The following is a 14,272-nucleotide window of genomic DNA, read 5'->3' as shown; positions in this document are numbered from 1 at the left end:
CAACTTCAGTGAATTTGCCGAGCACTTCCGAGGGCAGCTAACCGCTAGGCGGAATTCCTGCACCAGCCCGCAACCGACTATTAAATGGGCCCCGATTCGGGACTTATGCTCCGCAGCCATGATTGAAAGGTCGCAGCCTCAAGCGACCATTCAACCAATCTTCTTCAGCATCTACGGTCGCGGTAAGCCCCCGGTGACGTCCGGTGACGGCTACCTTGCGTCGGCAGTGAGGCTTCGCAAAGCCATAAGACTAGTCCTGTAGCTAGTCCTATGGCCAAAGCGGAAGTGGAAGTGATCACGTCGGAGCGGCGACGGCGGCATTGGTCGCGGGCTGACAAGGAGAGCAGCGTCGCTGCAGCGATGCAGCCAGGTGCGACGATCCTCAGCGTGGCGCGCGCGTTACGTGCCGTGCAACGATTAAATGAGCTCGGCTTTCCGCTATCCGGGCCAATAGTCTCGGGCTCCCTCTACGAGGCCTTGGCATCAGTTTGGCTAAGCCGCAGCTTGAGCCGCGACAGACTCGTAGATGTCTTCTTCCTGAGCCGTGTGCATACGTACCAATGTTTCGATTGCCTCGATCACTCGCTGCGCATCTCGAACAAGATAGCGGTCGACGTTCTCCGACGGCAAATCGGCTACAATCCTGTCAAGTAGCCGAGACAGGTGCAAGATCTCCCTATGCGCGCGGCTCATGGCGGAGAGGCCGTGGCGTTCGCGCAGCACCTGCGCAAGCTTCGGATAAACGCTGTCCTCATCATCGCGCTCATGTTTCACCACGCTACCCTGAACAACGCGCTGGGCTTCCGCAATCGATGCGGCGGCCGACTCCGGCGTCGCATCGTCCAACGCATCGACGATCTTGCGCAGGCGGTCGAGGTCCTTGAAAAGGGTCTGATGATCGTGATGCAAGGCAAGCCCCTGCTCCGCGGTGATGAGCGCACCGCCCTTACCGAAGTCCGGGGTGAGCGCCCGTAGCGCATTCAGGATGACAGTAACATCGATCACCTCCTGCACAACTGCCGCAGGGACGGGATCGAGCCAACCAAGGGTGGCGGCTGCCATCGCCACCAAAGATAACCCCATGCCGATCATGATGCTCTGCAAGGCGATCCTTCGCGCTCGCTGAGCGATGATGATCGCCTCACCGACCCTATCGAGCCGGTCGGCCAAAATCACCACATCGGCCGCCTCGGACGATGCGCTCGCCCCCCGCGCGCCCAGCGCAATGCCGATATCAGCCACTGCGAGCGCCGGCGCATCATTAATTCCATCGCCGACCATGATGGTCGGGTGCAGCCGCTGTTCGCTACGCACCGCCTCGACCTTGTCCGACGGAACGCGATCGGCCAACACGGCGTCGAGGTCAAGCGCTGCACCGATAGCCTGCGCGGCGGCCGCGCGATCGCCCGTCACCATGACCATTCGCGCGATTCCAGCCTCGCGCAATAGCCGTATTGCGCGTGGCGTATCAGCTCGCAACTCATCGGCGAGCAGCAGCGCGCCGATTGGACGCCTGTTGACTGCGACAAAGACGACAAGCGCAGAACGCCACGACGCGCGGCGGATTGCCCGCAGTTCCCAAGGCGCAAGTTCAGCGCTTGAGAGAAGCATTTCTCGCGAGCCTGCAGTGATCCAGCGATCCTCGATCAGGCCGCTCAGCCCGGACCCCATCATCTCCTTGACCTGCTCGGGCACCCTCAGCTTCAGGCCGCGATCGAGAGCCGCAGCCACAACTGTCTTGGCAAGCACGTGCTGGGAGGCTTGCTCAAGAGATGCCCCCAGCCTCAGGACCTCGTCGGGGTCCTCTCCCGGAGCAACCTCAATCGAAAGCAAGCGCGCCCCTCCCACGGTCAGGGTGCCCGTCTTGTCGAACAGCACCGTATGCGCGCGAGCCAGGGCCTCGAGCGCCGCCCCGCCCTTTGCGAGGATGCCACGGCGGGCCGCACGCGCCACGCCGGCTATGAAGGCGACCGGTGCCGCTAAAATCAAAGGGCAAGGAGTCGCTGCCACCAGCACAGCAAGGCTGCGCGTCAGATCTCCGGAGATCCACCACGCAAGGAAGGACAGCGCGAGCGTCAACGGCAAAAGGATCAGTGCAAAGCGATCAGCCATCCGGACGAACGGAGCCTTTGCCGTTTGCGCGGCCGTCACCATGCGCACGATCCCGGCGTAGGTGCTCTCACCGGCCGGCGCGGTGACTGTCAACTCAAAGGTCTCGCCCGCATTCAGCGACCCGGAAAGTACCGCAAAACCGCGCGTTTTTTCGACTGGAATAGGTTCGCCGGTAACCGCCGACTCGTCAATGGTGGCCAATGCCGAGCTGACGATGCCGTCAACAGGCACAATCTCTCCAGCACGGACCAAGAGGCCTTCCCCGACAGTGACCGCTTCTACAGGAACTTCCTCGATCCGCTCGCCGACCTTGCGATGTGCCCGGCGAGGCGCCCGATCGACCAGTGAGCGGAGGTCGGCCTCTGCCCGCGCGATCGCAACATCCTCCAACACATTGCCGCCGGAGTACATCAGAGCGACTACGGCTCCAGCGAGCGGCTGGCCCAAGGCCAATGCCGCGCTCATCGATAGCAGCGCAATCGCGTCCACTCCGAAGCGCCCGCTCAGAAGATCCTTGACGATCGAGATCGCCAGTCCGCCGATCACCGGCACGGTGCCGAGTTCCCACGCAAGGTCCGCCAGATCGAGCCGGCCCAGCGCTCGCGCGACTATACCCGAGGTCAACCCGGTGACTGCGATCGTAATAAGGGCCCAGCGCAGCGCCCGCTCAAGCGACATGGCTTCATTCCGCAGTGGTAGAGACGTCACTCTGCTCCGACACCAGCCACGTCCGTTGAGCAAAATCAACCGCCGAGACGAGAAATGCTATCCACAGATCAACTTAAGCGGCAGCCATGACCTGGATCAACATCTGTCCAATAGCCAGGACGATACTTTCTAGGAGGAGGCCATCATGCGCAATCTTGCTCAAGCTCTGGCGGTCATCTCGCTACTGTCATCTAGCGTAGCGTGTCTCGCCGACGAGATCGGAAAGACTGGACGTTCCACCCCAGCGCAGACAAATGGCGAAGGCCCGCCTAAGGCGACGGACCAAAAGCAAACTGATACGTATCGACTGAAGCGAATGATGGACGAGAGAGATTGGGATCACCGCAAAGCCGGCCGAGAATGGAGGCAGCGCGACCAGAGCCCATCCCACTGACGGTCACCTTCCCACGACCCGTATCAGCCCGGTGCAGTGGTTGGCATCGTCACGCGGACTCGCTGTCGCCAAGCCGGGACGGCTTTCGCTCGACGATTGCGCCGGAAAGCTGATGGTAGAGATCACGCCGTCTCGCAAGAGGCCACCAGTCGTAAAGAAAGATCTCGAGCGGACGCCAGTTTGCCACCCAGCCAAGGATTAGGAAGCTCTCCTCGACGAGCCTTCGGAAAGGCGCTTCACTGAGATATCCGGCAGCAAGATGTGCCAATAGGAGGCACGCGATCAGAATTGTCACGCCGACTGATAAAGATCTCCGGCCGATCCGAAACAGCTCATTCAGATCCCCTTGAATGGCACCAGCCCGGCCTGCGAAATACCGACCAAAGGCTTCCGGAAGATCGCGAGCCAGTCGCGCCTGCGCTTGATTGTCCGGAAAATGGACGATGATCCTGAAAGAACGATTTCGTGGCAATTCCCTTGCCCATCCAACGATATATTCCTCTACTTCGCGATCGAGATCCTTGTCGCGAAAGGGATACGGATCAAGCGTATGAAAAAGCCGCTCGATCGAGCTGACGCGCAGTTCGATCACATTGGCTGTGCTTTGGTCTTCGCCGCGCATTTGCTCACCTAGGAGCAGGAATAAGACGGATACGAAGGCATCGAAGCATCGATCGCGTGGCTGTGCCTCTCAAGACTTAGAGGGCCAGACACGAGTCTCGCCCAGCATCCCCTCGATATAGAGGGTATTGACAGCCAGGAGCACAACCACCGCGAGGGGCGCCGCCAGCAGGACTCCGATTGGACCAAGCAGCAAGCCAAATATGAGCGTGGCAAACAGCGTCAGGACTGGCGGCAGTTCGACGGCTTCCGCTTGCACCAATGGGGTAACGAGATTGCCTTCGACAAAATGGATTGCCGCGTAAAGCGCAATGACATAGAGCGCGATCGTTGGCCCTTGCATTGCAGCCATCAGGATCCCCAGTAGCGATGCGAGAACCGGACCGACGTAGGGAACGAAAGCAAAGATCGCCGAAATTAGGCCGAGTGCGATCGGCGCAGCAACTCCAAGCAGCAACAATCCGATTGCTGTCAGTGTACCCACCACCGCCATCGTAATCGACTGACCAATGAGCCAGCGCCTCAGCGTTGACCCGAGAAGCTCAATCACCTCTTCCGCTCGCGGACGGCGGTCCGCAGGAACCATCCGCAGCAGGCCGTCGACATATCGTGCCGGCTGTACCGCGAAATACCCCGAGGCAAATAGCAAAACCGCAACATAGGCGGAGGTATGGAAAACAGAGCCAAAGAATGCGGCGATATAGCGTGCCAGCGGCCCGGTCGCGCTACCAATGTTCACGTCTTGCGCGCGACCGACTACCCATACCCCCCAGGGAGTTTCCACGAATTCCTGGACGACCTGGGTCAGGCTCTGAGGGAGATCCTTCGCCAGTATATTGAATTGGTTCGCAATCTGCGATCCGAACAACCAAGTAACGGATACGACCAGGCCTAGCAGCGCGAGTATCGTCAGCAGCACTGCCCAGGGCTCCGGCAATCGCGTGTTTCGGCTCACCTCGTGGACCACCCCGCGCAACAAAAGAGCCAGAAGCGCTGCGCCGAAGGCAAGCACCACCAGATCGGCAAGCTTCCAGACGGCAAGCATCATTGCGCCGACCAGACACACGATGAGCAGCCGGCGGGTAAACGAACGGGTGCTGACCTGCTCCAAGCTTCCCCGTGAGCCCTTCGCGTCTTCCATAGGATCCTGACAAGCCGACATTGCTAGAAAGACGTCAAGCATAGATCGGGAATATTCCGTTGATATGAATCACGCTTGGCGCCTTTTGTTGTCCGAAGAATGGAGAACGATCTCCATACCGATTACAGCCATTACACTACTCCGGTTGCCGTACCCACAATCCGCCAAGCGTGGGTCGCGAACACGCAGAGGAAGGAATGGTAAACTTCGAGAATTGCGTGCGCCGTCATCGCAGTCCTCAAGAATGATGGCTGGCCGCTTGCGATCCATGGCGGTCTGGAACCGGCAAAGGAGACGGGCGGTTTCTTCAGCGCGGTCGTGATGCGACGCGTATACCCGGTACAACTCGGTCGCTGGGATAGACAATCACCTCTTCCCCGGGACTAAGGCCGGATGCAACGGCCGCAAATCGACCGGAACGGCGCAGGAGCTCGATCTCGCACAATTCGGCGCGTCCATCCTTCGATACATAGACGTTCCAGCCTTCCCCGCGACGAAACAGCGCGCCAGCCGGAATGATCGTGGCTTCGTCCCGTGCAAAGACAGCGATCTGAACGTCCACCTGATAGGCATCACCCAGCCGCGCCCACTGCTCCGAAGGCGAGAGGATGTCGACGAGAACATTCACCCTTTGCTCCTCGACGCCCAGCGTCGAGATCTTGGTAAAAGCTGCCGGCTCGACCCGTCGAACCCGGCCCTTCAGCTTTCCTTCCCCGCCCCAATTATCGATGGTGACGTCGGCGCCGGCACGGATCTCCACCGCATTGGTGCTCAAGACATCGACGACAACTTCGATATCACTGGCGTCACCTATATCCAGCAACGGCGTCCCCGGCTGGACGATCGTTTCGCTTTCCTGCGCGACCTTCAGCACCACGCCGGCGACCGGCGATGCCACGTTCCAGGCTTCTGGCTGCCCGCCCCCGTCGTTACTATATCGTGCCAGTAGTGCGCGCAGTTGGCTGATTTCATGCTCAGCGGCATGATCCTGAAACTCCGCCGCGCGCAAATCTCGTTCGGCGAGGCGCGCCGCAAGTTCTGCACGTTCGAATGCCTGCGCCGTTGCCGCCCCTTGCTGCGCCAAGGTTCGCGTCCGCGCCAAGTCGGTGTTGGCCTGATCGCTCAGAGCCCGGGCCCGCTCGACCACCGCCTTGGCGCGCTCCAGATTGGCTTCGCCCGTTCCTAGCATTTCCTCGACTTCGCGGCGGGTTCGGGGGTCCATCAACGGTGCCGGAGATGGGGTAATCGTAGCTATGGCATCGTCGACCTGGACCGGGTCGCCAACCTTGAAACGAACGCGGCTGAGCCTCCCCGCCAGCGGCGCGGCGACCACGTATCGCTCACGCACGCGGGTCTTGCCGTCTTCATCTACGGTGGCGACGAATTTTCCCTTCATCACGGCGGCCGTCTCGACCGGCACCGGTGCCGGGATCAAGAGCCAAGCCGTGATTCCGACGGCGGCCAGAAGCCCGGCAGCAATGGCAATATGGCGACCCTTGATATGCATGCTTATTCCCTGGTCTTGAGAGCTGCGACCAGATCGAGCTTATCGACTCGGCCCTTGACGATGTAGGCGCTGACGGCCGCCGCAGTCAGCACGACAGCGGCTGCGATGAAGTAGGTCTGGGGCGCGATCACCGCGGGTATTTGAAAGCTTTCGTTCGAATGAAACCTGGCGATCAACCCGATGACGGCGTGAGAGAGCGGCAGGCCGATCAAAATCCCTAGCACGATCTCGATGGCGAACTCGCCAAAAAGGATGCCCGCCACTTCACCGCGGGTGAAGCCTAGCACCCGCAAGCTGGCCAATTCCCAGGCACGCTCCTGCAAGCTGATGCGCGCGCTGTTGTAAACCACACCTACGGTGATGATCGTAGCGAACGCTGCAAGGATGCCGGCCGTGACAAAGACGAGGCCGGCGATCTTCTCCATGAAGGACGAAAGCGTGTACGCCTTCATCGAGACCGACTCGATTGTCGGAAGGTTCTTGAACTTCCGAACTAATGCTGACGTCATGGTCTGGTCGACATACAGGCTCGCAGCCGAGACTACATCCCCCTCGTCGGTGAAGCGGTTCAGAGTCTCGATCTCCATGTAGGATGCCATTCCGATCGACTCGTCGACGATGGCGCTGACCGGGAGATCGCGCTTGCGTCGCCGGCCCTCCATCGCCTCGACCGCAATGACATCGCCGGCTTTCACATCGAGCCGTTCGGCAAGCCGCCGGGTGAGCGTAATCCCGTCGGGCGTGGCCGCGATTGGGCGCAGCATGGTGTCATGCGGTCGGCGCAGTTGGTCCCCTGCAGACAGGCCAATCACCGAAGTCAAATAGCTACGCTGCCCGGCGCGCAGACGCACCGGCACGATGCGCTGCCCTTCCACCACGAGAACGCCGGGCTCGCGTGCCAGATCGCGCATGATCGAACGATCCATCGGGTGCGGAAACGTCACCATCGTGTTGCCGCGTTCGACCAGGTTGAACTGGAGGGCGATCATCTCGTTGATGGCGTCGCGCCAAAAGATACCTAGCACCATCATCGGGATCGCAAAGGCCACTCCAGCCACGGTCAGCAGCGAACGGAATGGACGCCCCGCAGTGTTCCGCAGGATCATCAGACGGCGCGATCTGGCCACAGTGCGCGGCAGAAGCGCTTCGACCCAGGACCTCCGGAAGCCGAGCGGCGCCGCTGGGCGCATTGCGACGGCGGGCGCAAGGCCAACGACCTGCCGGAGTGCGGTCAAGACGCCAAGAGAAGCCGCCGTCAGGCTGATCGCAGTTCCCAGCATTGCCGACCAAGGCGTGAGCCCGAAGTGCAGCTCCGGCAGACGAAAGAACCCCTGATAACTCGCGATCATCGCTGTTCCAAAGCCCCAGCCTGCTGCAATTCCCAGCGCAGATCCGATCAGCACGATGACGAGGACGAGCTTAAGATAATGCAGGATCAGCGCGGAGGTCGGAAAGCCTAGCGCCTTCAACGCGGCGATCTGCTCACGCTGAGCTGACACCAGCCGACCCAGTGCGCTATTGAGCAAGAACGCCGCGACGCCGAAGAAGATGAACGGAATCGTGGTCGACATCACCTTCTGCTGATTCAGTTCGTCTTCGAGAAATCGGTTGGACGGCTGATCCCGCTGCGCGACAGCGCCGATCGATCCATACGGTTCGAGCAGCCGATCCAACTCGTCGATCACAGGCTTCGGGTCGGCCCCAGGCGCCAAGGAAACGACGGCATCATTGAAGGCTGCCTTCATATCGAATGCGGCTTCCGCAGCGCTGCGATCAACCCAGAGAATGGCGTAGAGCCGATCGTCCGGAATGGGCAGGCCAGGCTTGACCGCGTAGACATATTCCGGTGAGAGCGCGACTCCGGACACGTGGTAGGCTTCCACCTTGCCGTTGAGTAGCACGCGGATCTCGTGGCCGAGATTCACGCCATTGGCTTCGACAAATGCTTCATTCACAGCCGCGCTCCTTGCGGAGCCGGGCTCGGGCGCCGTGCCGCGGCGTAAATGCAATCGCGCAAGCCTTTCGTCGCCAGCATGGTTCAGCGACACCATGCGGGCCGATACCGGCTGCGAAGTAGCTGGCCAGTCCACGATGACTTCTCGGACGATGCGCGGCTCGATGGTGGCAACTCCAGGAATCGTGTTGAGCTGCGGAACGATCGACAGCGGCGCGCGCTTGAGCGTCACAAAAAGCTGCGGAAATCGCGCGGTCTCGTAGAAGCGGCTAACGGCCGAACTGAGCGACTCGTAAGTCGAGACCGAGCCGACGAAGACGGCAACGCCGGAAGCGACGAGCAAGGCGATGGAGAGCACCTGACCCCGCATGGCCCCGATGTCCCGCAGCAGTTTTCGATCTAGCATGCTCACCAGTGCACCTCGTTTGCCGACAATCGGTGCGAATTGCATTCTTCACTGACGATCCGCCCGCCGCCGAGCCGCAACACACGGTCTGCCATGCCCGCGATCGCGGCATTGTGCGTGATGATGATCGTCGTGGTGCCGAGACGCTCATTGGCTCGCGCGATCGCCGCCAGCACCACCTTGCCGGTCTCGTAATCCAACGCCCCCGTGGGCTCGTCGCACAGCAGCACGTCCGGCGACTTGACGATGGCGCGGGCGACCGCGACGCGCTGCTGCTCGCCGCCGGACAGTTGCGCCGGAAAGTGATCGATCCGATTCTCGAGCCCGACGAGTTCGAGCACCTCGAGCGGATCCAGCGGCTTGTCCGCAATCTCGTTCACCAATGCGACGTTTTCCAGCACCGTGAGGCTGGGGATGAGATTGTAGAATTGAAAGACAAAGCCGACATGCTCGCGCCGGTAGCGGGTCAATTCCGCATCAGTCGCGCCGACAAGGTTATGGTCGCGCCAGTGAGCTTCACCTGAGGTCGGGCTGTCCAGACCGCCCAGAATGTTCAGCAGGGTCGATTTGCCTGAGCCGGACGGCCCAAGAAGTACAACAAACTCGCCTTCGAAAATGTCGAGATCGACGTCGCGCAGAGCATGCACCTCGATCTCTCCCATTCGATAGGTCTTCGAAAGCCCCCGGGCGTGAAACACCGGCAGTCCTTCGCTATTCTGTTTGGGAGGATAGGCGTCCATGGGCGTACTGCGCTTGCGGCCGGCTTTCCCCTGTACCGGGGTCTCGCTGCTCAGTGGGAAAACAGAACGGGAATCGGCGGCTTTGTCAGAATGCTCCGGGTTGCGCCTCCCAAGATGAACTCGCGGAAACGCGAATGGCCATAGGCGCCCATGACCAGGATGTCCGGTCTACGTGACTCGATCTGCGCGGCGAGTACGTCGCCGATTCCCCGTCCGGCCGCATCCACCTCGTCGACGATCACATTGATCCCGTGCCGTGACAGGTTCTTGGCGAGTTCGGAAGGTGAGCGTCGGCTTGAAATCGCCTTTTCTTTGGTGATCGTGAGGATACACACTTCACGCGCCTTCTCCAGGATCGGAACGGCATCGGAGACCGCGCGTGCAGCGCCGCGGCTGAAATCCCATGCGACGAGCACCCTGTTCAGGTCGCCCTCTCTAGGCAACGGGGCTTCCGGGACCGCCAAAGTCGGTCGTCCCGACCCGCAGATGACGGCTTCAGCATACCATTGGTCGTAGGATTGTGGCACCGGCACAATGGTCAGGTCGCGCAGCCGCGCATATTCCACCAGCAGGCCCGGAACTTCGGACGTCAGGCAGCGCTCGAGTATGACCTCATGCAGCACGCCCGACTTCTGGGCGGCCGCCTCAAACGCAGCCAGCAGGTCCTGGGCATTCTTTCTGCTTCTGTGCGCCTCGCTGGCCACGATGGACCCTAGATTGCCGGCGCGCCCCAAGAAGGTGCCGGGGACCTGTACATGAGTTTCACATGAGATCGCCGCGATGTGAGCGCCGAGCGTTGAGGCCAGCGACACCGCGCGATCAATTACTGAAACCAGCGTCGGATCCGGATAGCTGATGAGGGTTAGCAAAATGTCCTTGATGGCCACGACTATCTCCGGGCGACCTAGTGCGACATCATCAGGCAGACCGGCGCCTCATTCAGTAGGCTGCGAGTCACGCCCCCGAACATCCACTCGCCAAGCCGGCTGTGGCCGTAGCCTCCGGTCACGATCAGATCGGCACTCTCATCCTTTGCCGCGCGAAGAAGCTGGTGCCCATCGGCTTCGGCCATGTGCACGCGCACATCGACCTGGGAATTGACGGCATGCGCCTGCAGATATTTCGCCACATCGCGGACGCGCCGCCGAGCCGCATCCTGTTCACTTGACGTGCAGATCTCGACAATCGTGACCTGCGAAGCGCTCGAGAAGAACGGCAGCGCATCTCGCATCGCGATTCGGGCCTCACGAGTGTCTTTCCAACCGACCAAGACGCGGTCGGCACTCAACGTCGGAACATGGTCAGGCACAAGTAGCGTCGGCCTTCCCATCCGCATCATCGCCTCGGCTGGATCAATGAAATGGAATTGATCCATTTTTTCCTGCGTGCGCCTGATCACTACCAGGTCGGCCGATCTCGCTTCATTGGTCAGAAATGCGGTAGGATATTCGACACTCCAGCGCCACTCGACCCGTTCTTTTGGCAGTCCGGCCACGCTGCGAAACCATTGCTCCTTGTCGGAGAGCGCCGATTTCATCCGCTTCAGGTCGTCCGGGGTGGTTTCCTTTATGATGACGCCCTCCGCCACAAACGGTGGCTCGACCGCGAACGCGGAAACGCCGATCAGCGATGCTCCAAATCTGTCTGCAACGTCCCGAGCGATGCGGACTTGACCTTCCGCCTGCTGATCGGGATCAACGTAGACCATCACAGTCGCGATCGTCATCGGCATAGCTCCGAGCGTTGATGCGCCTCAGCTTTTTTGGCACCTCTGGCACGCGTCCACTTGACTCAGATCAATAGGCTGCGCGTCGGGGCACGCCGACATAATTCTCCAGGTATTCGGCGCTCCCCCGAAATGATGAGAATGGAACAGTGCCGCTAGATGCGGATGGATCAGCGCTGCCGCTGCGTGCATCGCAGCCGCGAAAACGAGAGCATGCGCCAGAGCCTCATGCACCTCCGTTACGCTACGTGCGAAGGCACGGTCCTCAAGCCAGGGTGACGCAATTTCGACAATACCGAATATCGGTAAGGCATCGCCGCGCGAAAATTGCAGTAAGATTCCCACGGCAGGAGCCGCAAAGAGAAGAGCATAGAGAATGAACTGCGCAAAGCGCGCAGCTGGATCCTGCAACTTTCCCATCCATGTGGAGAATTCTGACGCTTCCGCCGGCGGAGAAGGATCGGCGTCTTCATCGAGGTCAGGAGATGCCCCAAGAAGCGTTGCTTGGCCGACTCGAAGGCCGAGCGCGCGGCTGACTTGGCCTGGGCATTCAGCGAGCCGGTTGCGCGCCGGTGATGTTGGCGGCGCGCATCGCGGCCTCGAGGTTGTTGTGAATGACCGCGAATGCCTCGGCATACATTACCCAACAGATAACTCTCGGGAAGCCGTCAACCATATATCCCAGCGACGCATCAGGTTTGCGTTGGTGCGAAAGACACAATTGTCCGATTACGTTTGGCCGTAGAAAGCCAATTTTGCTGACCGGTTTAGTGTCTGCTGCAATTCCGCTCTGGTTGATCCGGATCAATTCTGCTTCCTTAACATCGTCGATGATTGGCCCGCTCGCTGAGCTGGTAGGCAAAGTCATGCCCGACGCCAGACATTTCTTCGCGCACCTACGCCTCGGTCAGCCTCTCGCAGCGTGGCTAATCTCCCCGCTCGCCATATCTGCGGCGCATGCGAAGGCGCTGCGGGCCGATGCTCATGCGTCCGGAAGTCACTGATCGCCTGACGGTGGCGATCGAGTGCGGCAATGAACCGCTGCTGCAGGAATTCCGTGAAAATCCAGGCAGCGAAAGATTCGCAATCGTCAGAGCTCGCGTTGATCCAGTGTTCCGCGGGCCTCAAGACCTAGCCCGACGGCGAAGCGTCCTCTTTCGGGCCGGTCGCTACGATCCGCAGCGAGCCGTCTGGCAAGGGCCGCTGCAGCACCTTGGCCTCGTCCCAGGGGGCCCGTAGCCAGGCGTCGAATTCCTCAGGGGTGGTCAGGATCACCGGCATCGCCTTCGGGTGCACGGCGCCGACCTCGGCGTTCGGCTCACAGGTCAGGAAGCCGTATACGTCGGTCGTGACCTCGCCCTCTTTGGCTTTGCGGACCGACGTCCAGGTCGTCCAGAGGCCGGCGAACGCCAGGAGAGGCCGGCTCTCGTCGAGGGCGAACCAGACCGGCACCTTCTTGCCGTTAATGGTGTCGTATTCGGAGAACGAGGTGAACGGGACCAGGCAGCGGTGGTCGGGCCCGAGCCAGCGCTTCCAATGCGCACTGGTGACGTTCCTGATGTTGGTCGTCCCGCTGTCCGGCTCAAGACGCAGCAGTTCCTTGAAATCGACTGTCTTGCCCCTGGCTTCAAGCTTCTCGGCCCGCTTCTTGGTCGCATCCATCAGGGCCTTCGCTGATGACGGCATGCCCCACCTTGCCATCGCAAGCTCCAGGCCCGCGGCCGAGTTGCGGATGATCGGCGCTGGGTAGTCGGGGAAGATGCCCGGCATAGACGGCAGGTTGCCGGTGCGGTCGTTGCCGGGCTGCACTCCGAACAGACGTCGGATCGCGTCGGCGCTCTTGGTCATTGAGTAGAGATTGCACATCGTCAGGTCCCCGGAGCGGCCTGGCGAGGGCGCTGCGCCAGTTGTAGCAGCGTCGCTGGCGGCCGGCGATTTGTCCCCGCGCACCGGCTGCAGCGGAGCCGGCCAGCCAGGTCATGGACAAAGGTGGTCGGCGGATGGCGCAGCGTGCCCAAGTCGACATCCCGCCGAGCCTTGCAGCGGGAGCACTCGATCTCGAGCCAAGGATAGCCGCCGTTGATCGCCTGGTCGATCGCTGGCGATGGATCGACCGGGCCGCCGTTGGCCCACATGCGCTCGTTCCAGCTTTCGCAGAGAAGCTTATCGGCCTTGCGGATCAGCGCCTCGCCTTCGGCCCGTGCTTCGGCGGCCTGCTCGGCGAGGATGGTTGTCATCGCCCGAGCCCGGCCGAGCTCCTTCGCCAATGCCTTGCGGTCGCCTCCGCTGAGCGGCGTCGGGTGACGCTTGGGCGCCATCCAGCCGGCTCAGTCGAACGACGGCCAGCAGCCGTCCTCTTCGTAGCGTCCCGTCCTCTGCGTGCAGGTGTCGTCGAGCAGGCGCCGGCCCACATCCCGCCAGACGGACTCTGGACCGTAGAGCCGGGCGGCATCGGCCTTCTGGATCTCGACGGTTCGACCGCAGCGCCGACAGCCGACGCGCAGCACGTGATCGGGCACCTGACTGAGCCGAAGCAGCCGTCGGGACGCATCGAGTCCCACGTGGTCGCCGTCGGCGCCTGCGGCCTCGAGGAGCGCCTCCCAGTATTCCGGCGGCAGGTCGGCATTTGGGGCAAGCCCGCGCGCGTTAGGGTCCTTCCCGCCGACGCGGCGGGCCAGCTGGTCCATCTGTCTCCGTGTCGGCATGCGCCAGCTCGCGGGGCGGTCATTCATGACCGCAATGAGAACATATAGCGAACATAGAGTCGAGTCGGTTCTGGGCCTCCGACGAGAAAGATCAAGTCGACTCGACGGCGCCGCGTCGGGAAGAGTTCCTTAAGAGATCACGAGGCCCTCAACGGGGAACGTGCGATCTGTTCCGCCGCAGCGCGCGTGGCGCCGCAAGATCGCCATTGATCGATGGTGTCGTCAGAGGTATCAGGCGATGGTCACGCAGGGTTGAGT

At 61.3% G+C, this 14,272-nt stretch carries 12 protein-coding genes and 1 pseudogene; all 13 read right to left on the bottom strand.

Features of this window, described 5'->3' with window-relative positions:
• Positions 1 to 492: 492 nt before the first annotated feature.
• Positions 493 to 2,790 carry a heavy metal translocating P-type ATPase gene (locus BBTA_RS16090; RefSeq protein ID WP_012043548.1) on the bottom strand — a complete coding sequence of 766 codons (2,298 nt, stop codon included), beginning with the start codon at positions 2,788 to 2,790 and terminating at the stop codon, positions 493 to 495.
• A gap of 473 nt (positions 2,791 to 3,263) precedes the next feature.
• A complete protein-coding gene (locus tag BBTA_RS16085; RefSeq protein ID WP_012043547.1) occupies positions 3,264 to 3,836 on the bottom strand; it encodes a hypothetical protein in 573 nt (190 codons plus the stop codon).
• Positions 3,837 to 3,905: 69 nt separating this feature from the next.
• Positions 3,906 to 4,976 carry an AI-2E family transporter gene (locus tag BBTA_RS16080; RefSeq protein WP_041750684.1) on the bottom strand — a complete coding sequence of 357 codons (1,071 nt, stop codon included), beginning with the start codon at positions 4,974 to 4,976 and terminating at the stop codon, positions 3,906 to 3,908.
• Positions 4,977 to 5,283: 307 nt separating this feature from the next.
• On the bottom strand, positions 5,284 to 6,483 hold the full coding sequence (locus BBTA_RS16075) for an efflux RND transporter periplasmic adaptor subunit (protein WP_012043545.1): 1,200 nt from the start codon (positions 6,481 to 6,483) through the stop codon (positions 5,284 to 5,286).
• Positions 6,484 to 6,485: 2 nt separating this feature from the next.
• Positions 6,486 to 8,888 carry an ABC transporter permease gene (locus BBTA_RS16070; protein WP_012043544.1) on the bottom strand — a complete coding sequence of 801 codons (2,403 nt, stop codon included), beginning with the start codon at positions 8,886 to 8,888 and terminating at the stop codon, positions 6,486 to 6,488.
• Positions 8,846 to 9,583, bottom strand: a complete 738-nt coding sequence (locus BBTA_RS16065; RefSeq protein WP_012043543.1) for an ABC transporter ATP-binding protein — start codon at positions 9,581 to 9,583, stop codon at positions 8,846 to 8,848. The genes BBTA_RS16070 and BBTA_RS16065 overlap by 43 nt, the downstream gene beginning before the upstream one ends.
• Before the next feature lie 50 nt (positions 9,584 to 9,633).
• Positions 9,634 to 10,470 (bottom strand): universal stress protein, encoded by an 837-nt coding sequence (locus BBTA_RS16060; RefSeq protein ID WP_012043542.1) that lies wholly within the window; start codon positions 10,468 to 10,470, stop codon positions 9,634 to 9,636.
• A gap of 17 nt (positions 10,471 to 10,487) precedes the next feature.
• Complete coding sequence (locus tag BBTA_RS16055; RefSeq protein ID WP_041751471.1) at positions 10,488 to 11,309, bottom strand: universal stress protein; 822 nt, start codon at positions 11,307 to 11,309, stop codon at positions 10,488 to 10,490.
• 27 nt (positions 11,310 to 11,336) lie between these two features.
• Positions 11,337 to 11,729 (bottom strand): cytochrome b/b6 domain-containing protein, encoded by a 393-nt coding sequence (locus tag BBTA_RS41345; protein ID WP_244424439.1) that lies wholly within the window; start codon positions 11,727 to 11,729, stop codon positions 11,337 to 11,339.
• A gap of 28 nt (positions 11,730 to 11,757) precedes the next feature.
• Positions 11,758 to 11,946, bottom strand: a pseudogene (locus tag BBTA_RS41805) (hypothetical protein); the annotation flags it as partial.
• Between the two features lie 494 nt (positions 11,947 to 12,440).
• Positions 12,441 to 13,175, bottom strand: coding sequence for an SOS response-associated peptidase (locus BBTA_RS16045; RefSeq protein ID WP_012043539.1), 735 nt, complete (start codon positions 13,173 to 13,175; stop codon positions 12,441 to 12,443).
• 2 nt (positions 13,176 to 13,177) lie between these two features.
• Entirely contained in the window at positions 13,178 to 13,627 is a 450-nt protein-coding gene (locus tag BBTA_RS16040) for a hypothetical protein (protein ID WP_012043538.1), read from the bottom strand.
• A 9-nt stretch (positions 13,628 to 13,636) separates the two neighbouring features.
• On the bottom strand, positions 13,637 to 13,996 hold the full coding sequence (locus BBTA_RS16035) for a hypothetical protein (RefSeq protein WP_148221452.1): 360 nt from the start codon (positions 13,994 to 13,996) through the stop codon (positions 13,637 to 13,639).
• Positions 13,997 to 14,272: the final 276 nt, after the last annotated feature.

The sequence above is a fragment of the Bradyrhizobium sp. BTAi1 genome (assembly GCF_000015165.1).
Lineage (GTDB): Bacteria > Pseudomonadota > Alphaproteobacteria > Rhizobiales > Xanthobacteraceae > Bradyrhizobium > Bradyrhizobium denitrificans.
The sequence above is the reverse complement of the archived record's forward strand: the minus strand, read 5'-3'. Positions and strand labels throughout refer to the sequence as shown.